This window comes from Flavobacterium azooxidireducens, from assembly GCF_023195775.1.
GTDB classification, from domain to species: domain Bacteria; phylum Bacteroidota; class Bacteroidia; order Flavobacteriales; family Flavobacteriaceae; genus Flavobacterium; species Flavobacterium azooxidireducens.
Map to the genome: position 1 here is coordinate 3,067,001 of NZ_CP096205.1, position 19,484 is coordinate 3,086,484.

General features: G+C 33.0%; 18 protein-coding genes. 12 read left to right on the forward strand and 6 right to left on the reverse strand.

Annotated elements, in window-relative coordinates:
- The first annotated feature begins 21 nt into the window (after window positions 1–21).
- The 3 genes from M0M57_RS13225 to M0M57_RS13235 all read left to right on the forward strand — a co-directional run bounded on the left by M0M57_RS13225 (window position 22) and on the right by M0M57_RS13235 (window position 5,259).
- Complete coding sequence (locus tag M0M57_RS13225) at window positions 22–975, forward strand: acetyl-CoA carboxylase carboxyltransferase subunit alpha (protein ID WP_248433502.1); 954 nt, start codon at window positions 22–24, stop codon at window positions 973–975.
- Window positions 976–1,275: 300 nt separating this feature from the next.
- On the forward strand, window positions 1,276–3,849 hold the full coding sequence (gene dnaB / locus M0M57_RS13230) for a replicative DNA helicase (RefSeq protein WP_248433503.1): 2,574 nt from the start codon (window positions 1,276–1,278) through the stop codon (window positions 3,847–3,849).
- Between the two features lie 225 nt (window positions 3,850–4,074).
- Window positions 4,075–5,259 carry an asparagine synthetase B gene (locus M0M57_RS13235; RefSeq protein WP_407647489.1) on the forward strand — a complete coding sequence of 395 codons (1,185 nt, stop codon included), beginning with the start codon at window positions 4,075–4,077 and terminating at the stop codon, window positions 5,257–5,259.
- A gap of 106 nt (window positions 5,260–5,365) precedes the next feature.
- On the opposite strand, the gene cphA is transcribed toward M0M57_RS13235, so the two are convergent.
- Window positions 5,366–7,990, reverse strand: coding sequence for a cyanophycin synthetase (cphA, locus tag M0M57_RS13240; RefSeq protein ID WP_248433506.1), 2,625 nt, complete (start codon window positions 7,988–7,990; stop codon window positions 5,366–5,368).
- A gap of 285 nt (window positions 7,991–8,275) precedes the next feature.
- Here cphA and M0M57_RS13245 point away from each other — a divergent pair, with 285 nt between their 5' ends.
- Together M0M57_RS13245 and M0M57_RS13250 are read left to right on the forward strand one after the other, a co-directional pair.
- The gene (locus M0M57_RS13245) at window positions 8,276–9,148 is read left to right on the forward strand and encodes a cyanophycinase (protein WP_248433508.1); all 873 of its coding nucleotides are present in this window, start codon (window positions 8,276–8,278) and stop codon (window positions 9,146–9,148) included.
- Between the two features lie 92 nt (window positions 9,149–9,240).
- Window positions 9,241–10,086: an isoaspartyl peptidase/L-asparaginase gene (locus tag M0M57_RS13250; protein WP_248433509.1), complete on the forward strand. Its 846-nt coding sequence runs from the start codon at window positions 9,241–9,243 to the stop codon at window positions 10,084–10,086.
- A gap of 186 nt (window positions 10,087–10,272) precedes the next feature.
- On the opposite strand, the gene M0M57_RS13255 is transcribed toward M0M57_RS13250, so the two are convergent.
- The 3 genes from M0M57_RS13255 to M0M57_RS13265 form a co-directional block, all read right to left on the reverse strand.
- Window positions 10,273–10,884 (reverse strand): response regulator, encoded by a 612-nt coding sequence (locus M0M57_RS13255; protein WP_248433510.1) that lies wholly within the window; start codon window positions 10,882–10,884, stop codon window positions 10,273–10,275.
- Complete coding sequence (locus M0M57_RS13260; protein ID WP_248433511.1) at window positions 10,881–12,581, reverse strand: tetratricopeptide repeat-containing sensor histidine kinase; 1,701 nt, start codon at window positions 12,579–12,581, stop codon at window positions 10,881–10,883. Before M0M57_RS13260 ends, M0M57_RS13255 begins: the two co-directional genes overlap by 4 nt.
- 101 nt (window positions 12,582–12,682) lie before the next feature.
- Window positions 12,683–13,162 (reverse strand): hypothetical protein, encoded by a 480-nt coding sequence (locus tag M0M57_RS13265; protein ID WP_248433512.1) that lies wholly within the window; start codon window positions 13,160–13,162, stop codon window positions 12,683–12,685.
- Between the two features lie 371 nt (window positions 13,163–13,533).
- On the opposite strand from M0M57_RS13265, the gene M0M57_RS13275 reads away from it, so the two are divergent.
- Entirely contained in the window at window positions 13,534–13,917 is a 384-nt protein-coding gene (locus M0M57_RS13275; protein ID WP_248433515.1) for a pyrophosphohydrolase domain-containing protein, read from the forward strand.
- Window positions 13,918–13,968: 51 nt separating this feature from the next.
- Here M0M57_RS13275 and M0M57_RS13280 read toward each other — a convergent pair whose 3' ends face one another.
- Together M0M57_RS13280 and M0M57_RS13285 are read right to left on the reverse strand one after the other, a co-directional pair.
- Window positions 13,969–14,358, reverse strand: coding sequence for a hypothetical protein (locus tag M0M57_RS13280; protein ID WP_248433516.1), 390 nt, complete (start codon window positions 14,356–14,358; stop codon window positions 13,969–13,971).
- 69 nt (window positions 14,359–14,427) lie between these two features.
- The gene (locus M0M57_RS13285) at window positions 14,428–15,495 is read right to left on the reverse strand and encodes a branched-chain amino acid aminotransferase (protein WP_248433517.1); all 1,068 of its coding nucleotides are present in this window, start codon (window positions 15,493–15,495) and stop codon (window positions 14,428–14,430) included.
- Window positions 15,496–15,795: 300 nt separating this feature from the next.
- On the opposite strand from M0M57_RS13285, the gene M0M57_RS13290 reads away from it, so the two are divergent.
- From M0M57_RS13290 to M0M57_RS13315, 6 genes are all read left to right on the forward strand, one after another.
- Window positions 15,796–16,290 carry a DUF4920 domain-containing protein gene (locus M0M57_RS13290; RefSeq protein WP_248433518.1) on the forward strand — a complete coding sequence of 165 codons (495 nt, stop codon included), beginning with the start codon at window positions 15,796–15,798 and terminating at the stop codon, window positions 16,288–16,290.
- Window positions 16,290–16,742 carry a hypothetical protein gene (locus M0M57_RS13295; protein ID WP_248433519.1) on the forward strand — a complete coding sequence of 151 codons (453 nt, stop codon included), beginning with the start codon at window positions 16,290–16,292 and terminating at the stop codon, window positions 16,740–16,742. Before M0M57_RS13290 ends, M0M57_RS13295 begins: the two co-directional genes overlap by 1 nt.
- Before the next feature lie 6 nt (window positions 16,743–16,748).
- Complete coding sequence (gene mnmD / locus M0M57_RS13300) at window positions 16,749–17,408, forward strand: tRNA (5-methylaminomethyl-2-thiouridine)(34)-methyltransferase MnmD (RefSeq protein ID WP_248433520.1); 660 nt, start codon at window positions 16,749–16,751, stop codon at window positions 17,406–17,408.
- 57 nt (window positions 17,409–17,465) lie between these two features.
- Window positions 17,466–18,218 (forward strand): hypothetical protein, encoded by a 753-nt coding sequence (locus tag M0M57_RS13305; RefSeq protein ID WP_248433521.1) that lies wholly within the window; start codon window positions 17,466–17,468, stop codon window positions 18,216–18,218.
- A gap of 17 nt (window positions 18,219–18,235) precedes the next feature.
- Entirely contained in the window at window positions 18,236–19,027 is a 792-nt protein-coding gene (locus tag M0M57_RS13310) for a TIGR00266 family protein (protein WP_407647434.1), read from the forward strand.
- A gap of 106 nt (window positions 19,028–19,133) precedes the next feature.
- The gene (locus tag M0M57_RS13315) at window positions 19,134–19,331 is read left to right on the forward strand and encodes a hypothetical protein (RefSeq protein WP_248433522.1); all 198 of its coding nucleotides are present in this window, start codon (window positions 19,134–19,136) and stop codon (window positions 19,329–19,331) included.
- Window positions 19,332–19,484: the final 153 nt, after the last annotated feature.

The window sequence follows — 19,484 nt, forward strand, 5'->3', positions numbered from 1 at the left end:
AACTAAAATCTGTCGAAACCTATGGAATATTTAGATTTTGAACTTCCTATCAAAGAATTGGAAGATCAATTGGACAAATGCCAAATTATCGGTGAAGAATCGAATGTGGATGTTACCGCAACGTGCAAACAAATCGAAAAAAAATTAGAAGAAACTAAGAAAAAAATATACAAAAACCTTTCCGCTTGGCAGCGTGTACAATTGTCGCGTCATCCAAGTCGTCCATACACAATGGATCACGTGAGAGCTTTGTGTGGCGGAACGTTTTTAGAGCTTTTTGGCGATAGAAATTTCAAAGACGACAAGGCAATGATTGGTGGATTAGGAAAAATTGGCGGTCAGTCGTTTATGATTGTTGGTCAACAAAAAGGTTTTAATACCAAAACACGTCAGTTTAGAAATTTCGGAATGGCAAATCCGGAAGGATACAGAAAAGCTCTTCGTTTGATGAAAATGGCTGAAAAATTTGGAATTCCCGTTATTACCTTAATCGACACTCCGGGAGCTTATCCGGGTTTAGAAGCCGAAGAACGTGGACAGGGTGAAGCAATTGCCAGAAATATTTTTGAAATGTTGCGTTTAAAAACACCAATTATTACTGTTATCGTTGGTGAAGGTGCTTCCGGTGGAGCATTAGGAATTGGTGTAGGAGACAGAGTTTATATGCTAGAAAACACATGGTATTCTGTTATTTCTCCCGAATCTTGTTCTTCCATTTTATGGAGAAGTTGGGAATATAAAGAACAAGCTGCCGAAGCTTTAAAATTGACTTCTTATGATATGAAAAAACAGAAGTTAATTGATGAAATTATCCCGGAACCACTTGGAGGAGCTCATTACGACAGAGAAACAACATTTAAAACTGTTGAACAATATATTATCAAAGGATACAACGAATTGAAAGATTTATCAACAACTGAGCTAGTGGCTCAAAGGATGGATAAATACAGTAAGATGGGCGAGTTCAAAGAATAATTCTTACAATATTATACTAAAATCCGAAGCCCTGAAACTTCGGATTTTTTTTGCGTTATCAACAATAAAAATAAGTTGTTAACAGTTAAAGTTATTTTTAACAAATTTTGTTTTTTTCTTAAAATAGTAAAGAAAAATATTTTCAAGATATTGTCAGTCAGACTTTTGATTTTGTCACGAAAAAAGAATATCATTATTTTTTTCGCTTGTGAACATTTTGAAAGCTTTTATGAACATAAGTTTTGGTTTTTTCGGATAAATTATAAAATTTTAATCGAAGATTAGAATTAATTTTGCAAAATGGATAGTAATAAGAATACAAGTTATAAAAGAAGTGAAGACCCTAAATTGATTGCTTTAGATGCTGGTAAAATACAACCACAAGCTAGAGATTTGGAGGAGGCTGTTCTTGGTGCAATGATGATTGATAAAAAAGGAGTTGATGAAGTAATTGATCTTTTAACTTCTGAAACATTTTATGATAATAGACATCAAGCTATTTTTGAAGCAATTTATCAGTTATTTACCGACTCTGAACCAATTGATTTATTGACAGTATCAGCAAAATTGAAGAGTATAGGTAAATTAGAAATTGCTGGGGGAGATTTTTACTTGATTCAATTAACACAAAAAATATCCTCTTCAGCTCATATTGAGTTTCATGCTAGGATAGTTTTGCAAAAATATATAATGAGACGTTTAATAACTATTTCAGCTGAAATAGCTCAAGATGCCTATGACGAAACAACCGATGTTTTTGATTTATTAGACAAAGCCGAGTCCAAATTATACGAAGTAACGCAAGGAAACATCAAACGGAGTTCTGAAACTGCACAAAGTTTGGTTATTCAAGCGAAAAAAAGAATCGAAGAAATTGCCAATAAAGAAGGATTGAGTGGAGTTGCAACTGGTTTTGATAAGTTAGATAAAGTAACTTCAGGTTGGCAACCCAGTGATTTGATTATTATTGCGGCAAGACCGGGTATGGGAAAATGTTTAGGCAAAGGAACAAACGTTCTTATGTTTGATGGAACATTGAAAAAAGTTGAAGATATAGCACCGGGAGAATTGCTGATGGGCGATGATTCTAATCCAAGAATGGTAAAATCGATTGCTCGTGGTCGAGAAAAAATGTATTGGATTCATCAAAATAAAGCCATTTCTTATCGAGTAAATGAAAGCCATATACTTTCGTTAAAAAGAAGTAGAAATGAAGGTGGATATAAAAAAGGAGATGTTTTAAATATCACAGTCAAAGATTATTTAGAAAAATCAGAAAAATTCAAATCAAATTATAAAGGATATAAAGTTGCCGTTGATTTTTCTGAAAAGCCAGTTTCATTAGAGCCTTATTATCTTGGTTTGTGGTTAGGCGATGGACATTCTTACAGCCAAAGAATTACAAATATTGATGCCGAAGTTATTCATTATTTAGAAGATTACGCTAATCGTTTAGAATCAGAATTAGTGGTCTATGAGCAAGTAGATAAAACAAATGGTTACGGAATTGTTAACAGAAACAAACACACATCCGAAGAATTTTCAACTTGTATTCAAACGGAATTGCGTAAATTAAATCTAATTCAAAACAAGCATATTCCGCAATCATATCTTATCAATTCCAAACAAAATAGATTAGAATTATTGGGAGGAATTATTGATGCAGATGGCTATTATACTTCCGAATTCAATTGTTTCGAAATCGTTCAAAAAGACGAAAAATTAGCCCGACAAATTAAATTTTTATGTGATTCGTTAGGATACAGAACTTCATTAAAAAAGAAAAAAACGTCCATAAAATCAACAGGATTTGAAGGAGAAGCTTTTCGATTGAGAATTTTTGGAAACATCAATGAAATTCCAACAAAAATAGAACGAAAGAAAGCCAGAGAATGGAATTCTAAAGTAGATTGGAAAGTGACTGGAATTAAAGTCGAGTTTGATTGTGTTGATGATTATTATGGTTTTGAAATTGACGGAAACAGATTGTTCTTATTAGAAGACATGACCGTTACACATAATACAGCATTCGTACTTTCAATGGCTCGAAATATGGCCATCGACTTTCATCAACCGGTTGCAGTTTTCTCGTTAGAGATGTCTTCCGTTCAGTTAATTACGCGTTTAATTTCCTCAGAAACAGGATTGTCTTCCGAAAAATTAAGAACCGGAAAACTAGAAAAACACGAGTGGGAACAATTGAGTGTGAAAGTAAAAAACCTTGAAAAAGCACCACTTTTTATTGATGATACACCTTCACTTTCCATTTTTGATTTACGTGCAAAAGCGAGACGTTTGTCATCCCAACACGGAATAAAATTAATAATAGTCGATTACCTTCAATTAATGACTGCCGGCGGTGGCGGAAAAGGTGGCGGAAATCGGGAACAGGAAATTTCAACGATTTCTCGAAATTTAAAAGCATTAGCCAAAGAATTAAGCGTTCCGGTTATTGCTCTTTCTCAGCTTTCTCGTGCGGTTGAAACGCGTGGCTCCAGCAAAAGACCATTGCTTTCCGATCTTCGTGAATCGGGTGCAATCGAGCAAGATGCCGATATCGTATCGTTCATTTATCGTCCGGAATATTATAAAATTGATGAATGGGATGACGATGAGCGTTCGCCAACAGAAGGTCAAGCCGAATTTATCATCGCAAAACACCGTAACGGAAGTTTAGAAAATATTCGTCTGAAATTCATCGGAAACCTTGGTAAATTTGATAATTTAGATGACTATTCATCCGGTTTTGGCGATTTACCTTCACGAATGAATGCAGAAGAAACTACCTTCATAACCAAAAATCTTCCTTCTGCCAACGAAGCGTTTGGAAGTAATATGAATGCGGAAGAAGACGATTCAGATGTACCGTTTTAATAGTTAAATTTTTACCATATAAGTCATATAAGTTATTTCTTTATACTTACATGACTTATATGGTTATGATTTTTTTATCATTTTCTTCACACAAAATCGTTTATCTTTGACTTAAGAACTTTTTTTTGCCAATTAAAAAAATTGCAGATTTTGAAAAAAACGATTTTTTACTTATTTATATTTTTGATTACCCTGTCGGTAAAAGCCAATTTCATTCTTTTACCGATGGATGAAAGCACGCAACAAAATCACTTAAAAGCCTACGGAATAACCTATTGGGCTTTAGAAAATGATTACAAAGCCAGTTGGTTACTCAATTATCGTGGTGGTTCTTTTTTATTACCAGATGCTCCTGAAATTAGAAAAGAATGCCAGATTCGAGGGGTTTCTTTTGAACTTTTATCCGAAAGTCAAGCCAATCAAATTTTGGAAGAAATAAGCAGTCCATCCCAAAATATGGAATCGGTGGTGTTAGAAAAAGCTCCTAAAATTGCTGTTTATACTCCAAAAGGAAAACAACCTTGGGATGATGCAGTAACGTTGGTTTTAACTTATGCCGAAATTCCGTTTAAAGCAGTTTATGACGAAGAAGTGTTATCCGACCAATTGCTTTTATACGATTGGTTGCATTTGCATCACGAAGATTTTTCCGGTCAATATGGAAAGTTTTTTGGAGCTTATCGAAATGCACCTTGGTATATTGAACAGAAAAAAGAAGCCGAAGCATTAGCCACAAAATTAGGTTATTCAAAAGTGTCAGAATCTAAATTGGCTGTAGCCAAAAAAATTCGTGACTTCGTGATAGGTGGCGGATTTATGTTTGCGATGTGTTCGGCAACCGATAGTTTTGATATTGCTCTTTCTGCAGAAGGTGTTGATATTTGTGAACCGATGTTTGATGGAGACGAAAGCGAACCCAATTATCAATCAAAAATAGATTATTCCAGAACTTTTGCTTTTAAAGATTTTATTTTGGAAAGAACACCAACCGTTTACGAATTCTCGGATATTGATATGACGACAAAAAGACGAATGCCTATGGAAAAAGATTATTTCACTTTAATGGAATATTCTGCCAAATGGGATCCGATTCCAACGATGCTTTGTCAAAATCATACAATGTTAGTCAAAGGTTTTATGGGACAAACTACTTCTTTTGATAGTGACTTAGTAAAATCGCACGTCTTAGTGATGGGACAAAATCAGTACAACGGCGAAGCTCGATACATCCACGGAACCAAAGGAAAAGGAATGTTCACCTTTTTTGGTGGTCACGATCCGGAAGATTACCAACATTTAGTAGGCGATGCACCAACCGTTTTAGATTTGCACCCAAATTCACCCGGCTATCGATTAATTTTAAATAACGTTTTGTTTCCGGCGGCGAAGAAAAAGAAACAGAAAACGTAATAATTTTCAAAATAAAAAATCCAAAATTAAAGTTTAAATTAATTTTGGATTTTTTTATCATTCAACTTTGACAAAGTTCAAAACTTTGTCAAAGTTTTATGTCAAATCAATTCAAATTCTCCTCATTCTCCTTATCCAAATATTCCTGAACAATTCCAATCGCATTCGTAACCACATCACTTAAAGCGGTAATAAAAGTTCCGTCATCAGCAATATTAATCGCGTGTTTGATGGCCTCAATTTCTTTTGGAATAATTTCATAAGTAACCGGACGATTCGCTTTTTGAATTCCTTCCAAAATTAAATCGATGATTTCCTGTTCTGTTCTTCCACGCAAGTGTTTTTCCTGACGGATGATAATATGGTCAAACATTCTAGCGGCAATTACGGCACAATCACGAATATCTTCATCTCTTCTGTCACCAACTCCGGCAATGATTCCGATTTTTCTTGTCGCTTCGATATTGTTTAATAAATCTTCAATAGCCAAATAACCAGCAGGATTATGAGCAAAATCAATCATCACTTTGAATCGTTTAAATTCAAAAATATTCATTCTTCCTGGGGTTTGTGCCACACTCGGAATAAACGTTTGCAAGGAAAGACTAATGTCATCCGTTTTAAATCCATACAAATAACTGGCTAAAGTTGCAGCCAATACATTTTGAATCATAAACTTCGCTTTTCCGCCCAACGTCAACGGAATATGAAGAGCTTTTTCGACTCTAATTTTCCAATCTCCTTTTTTAATGGTAATGAAACCATTTTCATAAACCGCTACAATTTTTCCTTCTTTGCTCAATTTTTTCACGAGTGGCGTATCTTCATCCATCGAAAAATAAGCAATGTTGCAACTTAAGTCGTTGGCAATTTTCATGCAATATTCATCTTCAGCATTTAAAATTGCCCAACCGTCTTTTTTTACACTTCGAACAACAACGCTTTTTACACGAGCTAAATCATCTAAATTATCAATGTCATTTAGACCCAAATGGTCTTCACGAATATTGGTAATCAAAGCAATATCACATCGATTAAAACCTAATCCGGATCGGAGAATTCCACCACGAGCCGTTTCCAAAACCGCAAATTCTACCGTTGGATCTTTCAAAATATATTCTGCACTAATTGGCCCAGTGGTGTCACCTTTTTCCAACATATGGTTTTGAATGTAAATTCCGTCCGAAGTCGTAAAACCAACTTTATAACCATTATTTTTTACAATGTGAGCTAACAATCGGGTAGTGGTCGTTTTTCCATTCGTTCCCGTTACCGCAATAATCGGAATTCGACTTGGTTTTCCCGGAGGATAAAGCATATCAATTACAGGTGCGGCAACGTTTCTAGGCAATCCTTCTGAAGGAGCTAAGTGCATTCTGAATCCCGGAGCGGCATTTACTTCCAAAATTACACCACCATTTTCTTTTAAAGGTTGAGTAAGATTTTCTGCCATAATATCGATTCCGCAAACATCCAAACCAATTACGCGTGAAATTCGTTCGGCTAAAAAGATGTTTTCGGGATGCATCATGTCGGTCACATCCACCGAAGTTCCTCCCGTGCTCAAATTTGCGGTAGATTTTAAATAAACCGTTTCGCCATTATTTGGAATAGTTTCCAAAGAGTAATTCATTTTTTCCAACAAATCAGTTGTGTCTCGATCAACTGTAATTTCGGTTAACACATTTTCGTGACCATAACCTCTTTTTGGATCGAGGTTGGTAATATCAATCAATTCTTGAATTGTTTTTTTACCATCACCAACTACGTGAGCAGGAACACGTTTTGCGGCTGCAACTAATTTATTATCAATCACTAAAACTCTAAAATCGAATCCGGTGATAAATTTTTCAACAATAACACGACGGCTGTATTTTTGAGCGTGAGCTAAACCTTCTACAGCATCTTCCCATGTCACAACATTGATTGATGCACCTTTTCCGTGATTTCCATCCAAGGGTTTTAATACTATTGGATAACCAATTTTTTTGATTGTTGCTTCCAAATCTTCTACATCCACACAAATCGAACCGCTGGCAACCGGAATGGAAGCCATGTCTAACATACGTTTGGTTTCTTCTTTATTGCAAGCAATGTCCACAGCAATATTGCTGGTTTTGCAAGTAATTGTGGCTTGAAAACGCATTTGATGAACACCATATCCTAGTTGAACTAATGAATTTGTTCCTAATCGAATCCACGGAATATCTCTTGAAACGGCTTCTTCAACAATGCTTCCGGTGGAAGGACCAAGTCGAACACGTTCTCTGATTTCCCTCATTTTTTGAATATCAGCTTCCAAGTCAAAATCGGTTCCGGCAATCAATGCTTCTGCAATTCTAACGGAACTTTCAGCGGCAAACATTCCAACATTTTCTTCGGTATAACTAAAAACTACATTGTAAATTCCGGGTGTTTTGGTTTCTCTGGTTCTTCCAAAACCGGTTTCCATTCCGGCAAGGGTTTGAATTTCGAGAGCAATATGTTCAATGACATGTCCCATCCAAGTTCCTCTTTCAATTCGCATAAAAAATCCGCCTCGAACACCTTCAGAACATCTGTGCTCAATCATTGTAGGAAACATTGCTTCGAGACGTTCTCTAAATCCGTCAATTTTATTGGTAGGGAATTGTTCCATTTCTTCCAAATCCAAACGCATTTGAATTAATTTTTTTCGTTGAACACTCCAAATGTTTGGTCCGCGAAGAGCTTGTACTTTTAATATTTTCATAAAACTTAAATTGAAAGAGTGGTTAGTTTCGTTTTTGTGTAATGATTTTGTTAAAAATAAGAAATATTTACTTTACTAAAATAATTTTTTTGTGTGGTTTATCAAAATTTATTTGAATTGTCATTAAAAATGAATTTTTTGTTTTGATTTTCAGAATTTTATGGTTCTAAATTTTTTATTGAAGGAGCATTAATTTCTGCTATTATTAATGAATTAATTGTTATTTGTAGAATTCATTTATAGTAAAACTTCGATTTAGTTTTAAGATTTTGTTATTTTTGCTGCATGAATACCAAAGGAAAATTAATTATTATTGGCGGAGCTGTTGATAAAGGCAGTTTTACTGAATCGAGTTTTGATAAAGATGTTTCGAAAAATATGAATTTTTTTGAAAAAGGAATCATCAAACGTATCATTGACGAATCAAAACATAAAGAAAATTCAAGAATTGAAGTCATCACCACTGCATCAAAAATTCCGAGAGAAGTTGGTCCTGAATATGTAAAAGCTTTTCAATATTTGAACGCTTCCAACGTAGATGTGCTTCATATTGAAAGACGTGAACAAGCCGGCGAAGAAGAAGTTTTAGATCGTATCAAAGCAGCAGATATTGTGATGTTTACGGGCGGAGATCAACTTCGATTGTCATCTATTTTAGGCGGTTCGAAGTTGCATGACATTATTTTGGATAAATATAAAAACGAACATTTTATTTATGCAGGAACTTCTGCGGGAGCAGCGGCAGCATCCAATAATATGATTTATCAAGGAAGTAGTCACGAAGCACTTTTGAAAGGTGAAGTAAAAATCACGAGTGGTTTGGGCTTAATTGATGATGTAATTATTGATACGCATTTTGTTCAACGTGGCCGAATTGGTCGTTTGTTTCAAGCGGTTGTTGGTAATCCGAAAGTATTGGGAATTGGTTTAGGAGAAGATACCGGACTTTTAATCACCAATAATACAAAAATGGAAGCGATTGGTTCCGGATTGGTTATTTTGGTAGATGGTCGCGAGATTAAAGACACCAATTTAACACAAGTTGAATTAGGTCAGCCGATTTCAATCAATCATTTGGTTACGCATGTTTTGAGTATTCATGATACGTTTGATTTGAGTACGTTTAAAATGCACATTCATTCTTCGCAATACATTTAATAGTAAATTTTTTAAATATTTTGGGACGCAGATTGTAGAAATTATAAAAAGTATAAAATTTCTTTAATCTGTGTTCTTTTTAATTTTCAATTATGTCTAAAATAATCATTCACGGCGGATTTTTCTCCGAATCATCAACGAATCTCGAAACGAAAATTGCAAAACAAAAAGCATTAATTCAGATTGTAAAAGATTCGTATGAATATTTACAAATACATTCTGCTTTAGAAACTGTTGTTTATGCTGTTTCGTTGTTGGAAGACGACGAATTGTTTAATGCCGGAATTGGTTCGCAAATTCAAAGTGACGGAAAAATCAGAATGAGTGCAGCTTTGATGGATGGAACTTCTATGAAAATGAGTGGCGTAATTAATATTGAAGATGTAAAAAATCCTATTCAAGTAGCCGAAGTTTTGATGAATGTAGATGATCGAATTTTGGGTGGAAGCGGAGCAACAAATTTTGCCAGAAAAAATGGTTTTGAAGCTTTTTCAACTGAAATTCCACAACGTAAAGCAGAATATGAAGCCAAATTAAAATCTACCGGAACGGGAACTGTAGGTTGCGTAGCGTTAGATAATGATGGAAAAATTGCGGTAGCGACTTCAACCGGTGGAAAAGGTTTTGAAATTCCGGGACGTATTTCGGATTCTGCAACCGTAGCCGGAAATTATGCCAATGAGTTCTGTGGTGTAAGTCTAACCGGTGTTGGCGAAGATATTGTGAGTGGGGCAGTGGCACCAAAAATTGTCACTCGTGTAACAGATGGTTTTTCATTGGAAGCGGCTTTTGAAAAAACCTTCAACGAACTCAAGCCTTTTGATGGTTTTGCTGGAGCAATTGCTATTGATAAAAACGGAAATATGTATCATCAAGATTCTCATCCAAGTATGGTTTTTGCTAGTTTTGATGGCGAGAAGGAAGAAGTTTTTGGATAATTTTCAATACTAATTCAACTAAAAAATAATTGAAAAATACCTACTTATAGGGATGTTTTGGTATAACTATATAAACTAACTTTGTCTTAGTTAATTTGTTAATTAATAACTCTAACCGTGTTAGTAGTTTTTGGAAATTTAGAAGAAAGTCCTTGTAGTGGGGACTTTCTTTGTTTTTTGAAGATATTAAAAATCATATTTTCGTTCAACCGCAAACCGAATCAAATCTGTTTTTCCGTGAATGTTGATTTTTTTGATAATGTTTTTACGGTGTGTGTCAACAGTTGTTTTGCCAATAAATAAAGTATCTGCAATTTCTTGTGATGTTTTGCCTTCACCGATGAGTTGTAAAATTTCTTTTTCTCTTTTACTTAATATTATTTCTTCTTTGGTTAGCCAATCGTGGGTGGTGATGGCATCATCAAAATAAATTCCGCCTTTTGCTACAGTTCTTATGGCTTCTAATACTTTTTTTAACGAAGAATTTTTAAGAATATATCCCTTTGCTCCGGCAGTTTGCATTTGACTGATGGCTTCGGTTTGTTCAAACATACTAAAGCCGATAACTTTAGTTTCAGAAAAATTTTCCATGATAGCTTTGGTGGCACAAATTCCATCACATTTTGGCATTCGAATATCTGTTAAAACAATATCCGGTTTTTTTAGCTTCACAATTTCGATTAATTCTTCGCCATCATTTGCCTCGCCAACCACTTCAATATCAGACTCAAATTCAATCATGAGTTTGATTCCATCAATTAATGCTTGATGGTCTTCTGCAATTACAATTCGTATCATAGTGGAATATCAATTATAATAGTTGTTCCTTTATTTTTAATAGTATCAATAGAAAAAGTACCACCCATTTGTTCTACTTTTTTTTCAATGTTTTTTAACCCCATTCCTTCGCTAGATTTTACTGCTTTAGGATCAAAACCAATACCGTTGTCTTCAATTATTAAATTAATATCTGTACCGTTATGTTGGGTTAGATAAATATTTACTTCACTGGCTTTGGCGTGTTTAATGATGTTGGTGCACAATTCCTGAATCATACGGAAAAGGCTGACTTCTAATTTATTGTCTAATCTATCTTTTAATCCAAAAGGTATAACATTTATTTCTAAAAGATTTAAAATACTCATTTTATCGGCCATTTTTTTAACAGCCGGAACCAAACCTTCATTTCCAATAATACCGGTATTTTTTAAATGAGCCATGTCACGTACTTTTTGATAGGCTTCTTCAATTAAATCATCCGTTTTTTCGTAGAGTTTGTTTTCTTCATCTATTAATCCTTCCTTTTGACGTTTAAGGTTTTGGAAGTTTAATTTCAATGTTGCTAACATACTTCCTAAATTGTCATGGAGTTCATTGGCCATTTTTATTCGCTCATTTTCCTGACTTTCTAACATTAAATCAATGTTTTGAAGTTCATGTTCTTTTAAGGTGGTGGCTAACTTTTGTTTTTCGAGCAGTTTTTCTTGTTCAGCTATTAGTTGTTTCTTTTTTGCATTTTTAACCGTTAATAAAGAAATTATGATAATCGAAATTAGTACACCAATTAATACAAAAAGCACTAATAGATTTATTTTTCGTTTACTCTCCAATAAACTATTTTGGTTCTTTAATGCTTTGTTTTCTAAATCTTTTTCTTTAGTTTCATAGAAAATTTGTAATTCGGAAACTTTTATGCTCTGTAATTCTTCATTGATTTTGTTTTGGATTTGCGTGTGTTTGTATAGATTTTTGTATCCTTTTTCATAATCACCTAAAGCTTCATAATTAATAGAGAGGAAATTATGAATCAAACTTTTTGTTTTATCAACATAAGCATTAATTTCTAACTCATTCGCTTTGTTTAAAAACTCAATAGCCTTGTTGTATTCACTTTTGTAATAATAACATCCCGCTATGTTGATGTAATTTGTACAAATTTCATTTAGATCATTTGTTTTAATTGTTAAATCTAAATTTTTATTAAAATAATATAAAGCTGAATCCGGTTTTTGAAGCATTTCATTATATAAGACTCCTAAATTATTATTAATCGTTATATATGTTTTTTCGTTAAATGCTTTATTGTTGTGTTCTAAAGCCTTTTTAAAAAACATTTTACTTTCATTAGGATTGTCTTCAATCAGTAAGGTTGCCCAATTATAATAGCCATTAGCTAACAAGTTGTCTTTACCCGTTTCTTTTGCAAAAACAATGTATTCTTGAATTATTTTTTTTGCAGTTTCTAAGTTATGATTTTGAGTACTACATAGATAGGCGATGTCTAATGTAACTTCCATCGACTGTTCTTTGTTTCCTGCTTCTAAATATTTTAATTTTGATTTAGTGTAATATTCAAAAGATTTGTCTTCTTGATTGTTTTTGCTGTAGGCCGAAGCCATGTATTTATAGACTTTTGCTAATTCTTCTTTGTTTTTTAATGTTTGAAAAGGAGTTAAATATTTGATAACGGAATAATTTCTGCCTTCTGCAGACATTTTTTCAACTTTTTTGTAATCTGGAGTCTGTGAAAAGACAAACCCACTCATTATTAGAAGAATAATAAGTGGGATAATTTTATTAATTTTTTTTAATTTCATTACCTCTTTATAATACTCATTCCTAAAGTTCTCGGTTTTCCTGCTAATGCTGGATCGCCTTTTTGATATGCATTTGATAGGTGTGTATTTTTGATATTTGCTAAAGCATAATACTCTAGAATATTTTTCTGCAAATTTTTAATATCATCTGGATATAAAGCATCATCGTGAACTAATAAAAATAACAAATGTGGGTTCTCACAATTTATCGGAATTTTACTATACGTCTGCAATAAATCAGCATCTAAATTGATTTCTAATTTATGATAATAATTTTCAACTGGATCTAATTCTCTTTCACCAAATTTAAAATTTGTCAAGACAACGTTTAGAGTTTCTTTTTTAGGCAATGCTAAACTTAAATTATAGCTTTCAAATTCATAGCTATTATTTGTATCTACGGGCAATCCAATGTTTAGAAAGAGCTTTCTACTAATTTCATTAATGTGCCCAATTGCGGTGTAACGAACATCTGTCATAGTATTTAGTTTTAAAGTTGAAGTCAAAAGTCGTAAGTAATTTACAAAAAAAAATCCCTACAAATAGGGATTTTTAAATTTTGATTATTTTTTTAAATAAATTTTAATCAGAAACAGTAAAATTATGAAGAAAATAAAGCCTAAAAGCACTTTAAAACTTCCTTTGTAATGAGTTTTATGGAGCGATAAATCTTTTCGGTACACATAAATCATCACCGCTATAAAGCATACCACAAAGAAACCTGCAAATACCAATTGACCGGTTGAAAACATAGTTTTAATTTTTCAACAAAAATAGTTAATTGTTTTTGAATAGCTCTTTCAAACCACATTCAAAAAACAGTTATTTTTATCGAAATAAATTAGAAAGTATGCAAAAACAAATTTCAGCCGTCAAAGAATTTCATACGGCATTCGGATTAGGTTTTAAAGAAGAACCAACAATAAATTTAGGCGAAAACAAAAATTTACTTCGTTTTAATTTGATGAAAGAAGAAAATGAAGAATACCTCGAAGCTGCAATGAATAATGATATTGTTGAAGTTGCCGATGCGTTGGGCGATATGCTTTACATCTTGTGCGGAACCATTATTGAACACGGTTTGCAACACAAAATCGAAGAAGTTTTCGACGAAATTCAACGCAGTAACATGAGCAAATTAGATGAAAACGGTAAACCAATTTATCGCGAAGACGGAAAAGTTCTTAAAGGACCAAATTACTTTAAACCTAATTTTGAAGCCATTCTAAAATAAAAACAGTAAAGGACTTTGTTCAATATCAATATAGATTTTACTTAAATCTAATTACCAATGTTTTTCATGGTAATTTTGAGAATAAAAATGATGTAGTTCTTTAAAAATCGGTTTTAAAATTTGGTTTTCATTGCCCTGGATTGTAATTATTTCAGATTTACTAGAATTACTATTGTGTAGATTTCCAGTTTCAATAATTTTTAAGCTAAAAATTTCTCCGTTTTTTTGAATATCAATAAAATAAGCTCCCGGCTCTAACCACCAAACGATTCTCTGTAAATCGTTATCTTTTATATTGTTTATTATAGTTGAAAGTTCTGAAATAGGGTTATTTAAGACATTTGATGCATTAAAATTTAAATGAAAATCTTGATAATAAATATCAACAGCCATCCATCCGTGTAGAGGTTCTCCAAATTTTATTGAAATTGAATTATTCATTTAATATTAATTTTATCTTAATCAGTTGTCGGTTTCCTTAACAGATAACCGACAACTGATAACAGAAAACTATACTTTGACCGTCCAGCCAAAAGTATCTTCCGCTAATTTATATTGAATGTTAGTCAATTTTTCTTTTAGTTGTGAAGCATACGAATTTTCCATTTTGGGCAATTCGTAGTATGTATCTTGATAAGAAAACCCAATAATTGGATTTACTACTGCTGCAGTTCCGGCACCAAAAATTTCTTTTAAAGAACCATCTTTTGCAGCTTCGATTAATTCTGTAACTAAAACCGAACGTACTTCTACTTCAATTCCGTCTCGTCTGGCAATATCAATCAAACTTTTACGAGTAACTCCATCCAAAATTCGTTCTCCGGTTGGTGCTGTATATAAGGTGTCATTAATTCTAAAGAAAACATTCATCGTTCCGGCTTCTTCCAATTTGGTATGCGTAGCATCGTCTGTCCAAATAATTTGCTGAAAACCTCTTTCGTTAGCCAATTTTGTTGGATAAAATTGTGCCGAATAATTTCCGGCAGCTTTCGCAGCACCAATTCCACCATTTGCAGCACGACTATAATGTTCGGCAATGATAACTTTTACTTCCCCTGAATAATACGAACGAGCCGGCGAAAGAATAATCATAAAACGATATTGTGTCGACGGTTGAGCAATAACACCCGAACCGATCGCAATCATAAAAGGTCTGATATATAATGTGTTTCCTTTTCCTTTTTTAACCCATTCACGTTCTAAATCTAAAATAGCTTTTAATCCGCCAATGAAAATATCTTCGGTTACTTCCGGCATGGCCAAACGTTTAGCAGAATGGTTAAAACGCTTAAAATTTTCGTCAGGTCTAAACATCCAAACATCATCTTTTTCATCTTTATATGCTTTCATTCCTTCAAAAATAGCTTGTCCATAATGAAAAACCTTAGCAGAAGGATCAATCATAAAAGGTTCATATGGTTTGATAACCGGTTTTTGCCAAGCACCTTCTTTAAAATCGCACATCAACATGTGATCGGTGAAAATATTTCCAAAAGTGAGGTTTTCAAAATCCACACTGCTGATTTTTGACGTTGAAGCTTTAACTATATCGATTTCGTTAATAAGATTTGAACTCATTTAAATATGATTTTATTATGAAAAGTTGAATTAAATAATTGATAAACAGTGTTTTACGATTTTAAATAATGAAAATGTAAAAAGTAGTTTATGAATTGGCTAAAATATAAAAAAAACAGTAATTTTTTGAGTGTTTTATAAAAACATCACAAAAACAAACCACTTTTTTACATTTCTTTAAACTGAATATAAATTATTGAGAATTTTGCATTTTGAACTAAAAATTATTGGAAATTTAATCTCATAAGAATTAAACTGACTATTTTTGTAATTCAATTTTTAAATGAAAAATATACTATAATGAAAAAAACAATTTTAGTAGCTATTGCCGTTTTTTCGATGATTGCTTGTAAAAAAGAAGAAGTAAAGGAAGTAGCAGAAGTTAAAACTGAAAATTTCAAAACGTTTGGCGATTCAATTTCGGCAGATGGAGTGATTTCGAAAGAAGATTTATTAGCTAAATATGAAACCTTAAAAGAAGGTGATACCATTGAAGTTAAATTCCGTTCAGATATAAAAGACGTTTGCCAAAAGAAAGGTTGTTGGATGAACATGAGTTTAAATGAAGACAAAAATGCGTTTGTTCGTTTTAAAGATTATGGATTTTTTATGCCATTAAACGCTGCCGGTAGTGAAGCAATTGTAAATGGAAAAGCTTTCATTTCGGTAGAAACAGTCGATGAATTAAAACATTATGCCAAAGATGCCGGCAAATCACAAGCAGCGATCGATTCGATTACAGAACCAAAAGTTTCGTATTCGTTTTTATCCAATGGCGTATTAATTAAAGAATAATGAAAAGAATTTTAGTTTTTGGATGTACGCTTTTGTTCATCATCAGTTGTCAGAAAAAGGCAGAATCTACAGAGGAAAAAGTTGATTCTACTGCCACAACAGAGAAAAAATCGTTCGAAATGTATGAGCTTTCCGAAATGGCTTTGCTCATGGAACAAATGTATGTGGACAATCAACGACTGAAAGAACGCATAGAAAAAGGCGAACCGGTAGGTGAATTTCCATCGCATTTTGCGGATATTCACAAAGCTATCATGACCGATCCATCCGAAAATGATCAATTTTTTAGAGATAATGCCAATATATTTTTAAGAGCACAGGAAATGATTTATAAAGATCCTGAAAATGCAAAAGAACATTATTCCAATGCAGTGCAGGCTTGTATTTCTTGTCACGAAGTAAAATGTTCCGGTCCAATTCCGAGAATAAAAAAGCTACAACTCAAACCATAGTTTCAATTGAAAAGAGAAATAATTATTACTTCCGATGGTTCAACTTCCATCCATTTACCCGAGTGGGAAGAGAGTTATCATTCGAAACACGGAGCTATTCAGGAAGCTCAACACGTATTCATAAAAAACGGATTGTCACTTTGCAAAGGGCAATCCGTTTCTGTTTTAGAGATTGGTTTTGGAACGGGTTTGAATGCGTTTATTACCTTTTTAGAAAGTCAGAAAAGCAATCAAAACATTGACTATGTGGGTGTAGAAGGTTTCCCTATTTCTGCTCAAGAAGTTTTACAAATGAACTATGTTAATCAGTTGAATGCAAATCAATTTGAATTAGAATTTAAAAAGATGCATCAATCGGATTGGGAAGAAAATGTAACAATCTCAGAACACTTTCGACTAACAAAACGAAAACAATTATTCAACGAAATAAACGATAAAAATCAATTCGATATCATTTATTTTGATGCGTTTGGGTATCGTGTTCAACCGGAATTGTGGAGTGTAGAAATTTTCACAAAAATGTTTGAAGCTTTGAAAGAAGGTGGAATTTTAGTTACCTATGCTTGCCGCGGACCAATTAAAAATGCTATGAAAGAGGGAGGTTTTCAAATTGAAAAGTTGGCCGGACCACCTGGGAAAAGAGAGATGTTGAGAGGGTGGAAGTAGGTTAGGTTGTCTGTTGTTGGTTATCAGTTGTCTGTTAAGTTTTATCAATATTAGGATATGAAAAGTATAATTTGCTCACTAGTTATTGTCTTATTTTATTCTTGTCAACCTACGAATATTGATTCTGATATTGTCGAATTTGAGAAAGAATTAGGAGAGAAAAATGTTGCTACAATTAATTTACTTTTGGAGGATTTTGAGCAAAATTATTTGAAAGTTCATTACAAAAATCAAAGTCTTGATTCAGCATATTATAATTTTTTAGTGTATATAAAAAAAGGAAATTCATTAAAAGAATATCCAAATCACAAAAAAATGTATACTGTTTTTTCTAATAGTGATTTATTTTCAGAAATCTATCTAAAACCTGATTCTGTTTGGATAGCTAGAGATAAACACAGTGATATAGCAAATTTGACTAAAGATGATAAAGTAGTGATGAAGCTAAATTGTGATAAAGAATATCCTAAATTAATAAAACGATATAAAAGTTTCAATCAATCTGGTAAAGTAGAATATGATTTTGAAACTGAAAATAATTGTTCCGGTTTTAATGATTATGAAAAGTTTTCTGATGAAGAAATTATTATGAAAGCTCTAAAGCAACTTCAACCCAATAATTTAGGAAAATACACCAAAGCTTTGTATAATTTACAAGACAGAGGAACGGTTTTTAAAAAGTTTCAAAAAATTAAAGAAAGTGCAGGTTTTATTGACCATAGCAATATCGCTTTTGGCTTGGTTTATTATAAAGCGGATATGTCAGATTATTTTATTAGAAGAATTATTTTACTGGAAATGATTTATTAAAATTTAAACTTATAAACATGTACAAAGTCACAGATTACACCATTTACGGTGAAGAAATGCAGTATGTTGAAATAAATTTAAGTCCATCAGAATCGGTCGTTGCCGAAGCTGGTGGTTTTATGATGATGGAAGATGGCATCCGAATGAAAACCATTTTTGGAGACGGAAGCGATGCGGGCGGAATTATGGACAAACTATTTTCAGCCGGAAAACGATTGCTCACTGGCGAAAGTTTGTTTATGACTTTATTCGAAAATAATTATCCTAATCAACGCAAGATTTCATTCGCTTCGCCTTATCCCGGAAAGATTTTACCAATTGACTTAAACGCTGTTGGCGGAAAGTTCATTTGTCAAAAAGATGCTTTTTTGTGTGCCAATCAAGGTGTGAAAATCGGAATTGAATTTTCAAGAAAGTTAGGTCGCGGTTTATTTGGTGGCGAAGGTTTTATCATGCAAAAATTAGAAGGAAGCGGAATGGCTTTTGTTCATGCCGGAGGAACAATGGCAAAAATTGATTTACAACCCGGCGAAATGATTAAAGTTGATACCGGTTGTGTAGTTGGTTTTACGCAAACTGTTGATTATGATGTGCAACTTGTAGGAGGAATACGAAATACAATTTTTGGTGGAGAAGGGTTGTTTTTTGCTACATTAAAAGGTCCGGGAACTGTTTATGTGCAATCATTACCATTTAGCAGATTAGCAGGCAGAATATGGGCTGCGGCTCCTCAAGGCGGTGGAAAACAGAAAGGTGAAGGAAGCATTTTAGGTGGTTTAGGAAACCTTTTAGACGGCGATAATCGTTAAACTTTCGCCAATTGGCATGTTAAAAAAAAGGGATGTGTTTTAAAATTTATTAAATTTACACAACGTTCTTTTTAAAAACCAAACGCTACATAAAAAAACGAAGAAAATGACGAGACCGATGTTTGCTTACACTAAGAAAATCTTAGAAAGCGTAAGTTTTGATCCTACACTTTTTAGCAAAGAACTCATAAAAGCAATGAACCAATTATTGCCTTATGAAATTGAACAACTAAAAGATTGGTTGTTGAACTTTACAAAAGAAAAACCAGAACTAAAGAATTGTTTAATTTATGTTAATCTATAAAAACTAAAGGAGCCTAAATAGCTCCTTTTTTATTGTCTCAAATTATAGTTTAAAATCATGATCTTTTATGTTTTAAAAACTTTGCCACGAATTACACAAATTAATTCGTGCTAATTTGTGTAATTCGTGGCAAAAAAATTAGTTTTAGAATCG

What these genes read in the sequence shown, in the direction of transcription:
- M0M57_RS13225 (WP_248433502.1), top strand. Translation starts at nt 22, where the DNA reads ATGGAATATTTAGATTTTGAACTTCCTATCAAAGAATTGGAAGATCAA.
- dnaB (WP_248433503.1), top strand. Translation starts at nt 1,276, where the DNA reads ATGGATAGTAATAAGAATACAAGTTATAAAAGAAGTGAAGACCCTAAA.
- M0M57_RS13235 (WP_407647489.1), top strand. Translation starts at nt 4,075, where the DNA reads ATGGATGAAAGCACGCAACAAAATCACTTAAAAGCCTACGGAATAACC.
- cphA (WP_248433506.1), bottom strand. Translation starts at nt 7,990, where the DNA reads ATGAAAATATTAAAAGTACAAGCTCTTCGCGGACCAAACATTTGGAGT.
- M0M57_RS13245 (WP_248433508.1), top strand. Translation starts at nt 8,276, where the DNA reads ATGAATACCAAAGGAAAATTAATTATTATTGGCGGAGCTGTTGATAAA.
- M0M57_RS13250 (WP_248433509.1), top strand. Translation starts at nt 9,241, where the DNA reads ATGTCTAAAATAATCATTCACGGCGGATTTTTCTCCGAATCATCAACG.
- M0M57_RS13255 (WP_248433510.1), bottom strand. Translation starts at nt 10,884, where the DNA reads ATGATACGAATTGTAATTGCAGAAGACCATCAAGCATTAATTGATGGA.
- M0M57_RS13260 (WP_248433511.1), bottom strand. Translation starts at nt 12,581, where the DNA reads ATGTCTGCAGAAGGCAGAAATTATTCCGTTATCAAATATTTAACTCCT.
- M0M57_RS13265 (WP_248433512.1), bottom strand. Translation starts at nt 13,162, where the DNA reads ATGACAGATGTTCGTTACACCGCAATTGGGCACATTAATGAAATTAGT.
- M0M57_RS13275 (WP_248433515.1), top strand. Translation starts at nt 13,534, where the DNA reads ATGCAAAAACAAATTTCAGCCGTCAAAGAATTTCATACGGCATTCGGA.
- M0M57_RS13280 (WP_248433516.1), bottom strand. Translation starts at nt 14,358, where the DNA reads ATGAATAATTCAATTTCAATAAAATTTGGAGAACCTCTACACGGATGG.
- M0M57_RS13285 (WP_248433517.1), bottom strand. Translation starts at nt 15,495, where the DNA reads ATGAGTTCAAATCTTATTAACGAAATCGATATAGTTAAAGCTTCAACG.
- M0M57_RS13290 (WP_248433518.1), top strand. Translation starts at nt 15,796, where the DNA reads ATGAAAAAAACAATTTTAGTAGCTATTGCCGTTTTTTCGATGATTGCT.
- M0M57_RS13295 (WP_248433519.1), top strand. Translation starts at nt 16,290, where the DNA reads ATGAAAAGAATTTTAGTTTTTGGATGTACGCTTTTGTTCATCATCAGT.
- M0M57_RS13305 (WP_248433521.1), top strand. Translation starts at nt 17,466, where the DNA reads ATGAAAAGTATAATTTGCTCACTAGTTATTGTCTTATTTTATTCTTGT.
- M0M57_RS13310 (WP_407647434.1), top strand. Translation starts at nt 18,236, where the DNA reads ATGTACAAAGTCACAGATTACACCATTTACGGTGAAGAAATGCAGTAT.
- M0M57_RS13315 (WP_248433522.1), top strand. Translation starts at nt 19,134, where the DNA reads ATGACGAGACCGATGTTTGCTTACACTAAGAAAATCTTAGAAAGCGTA.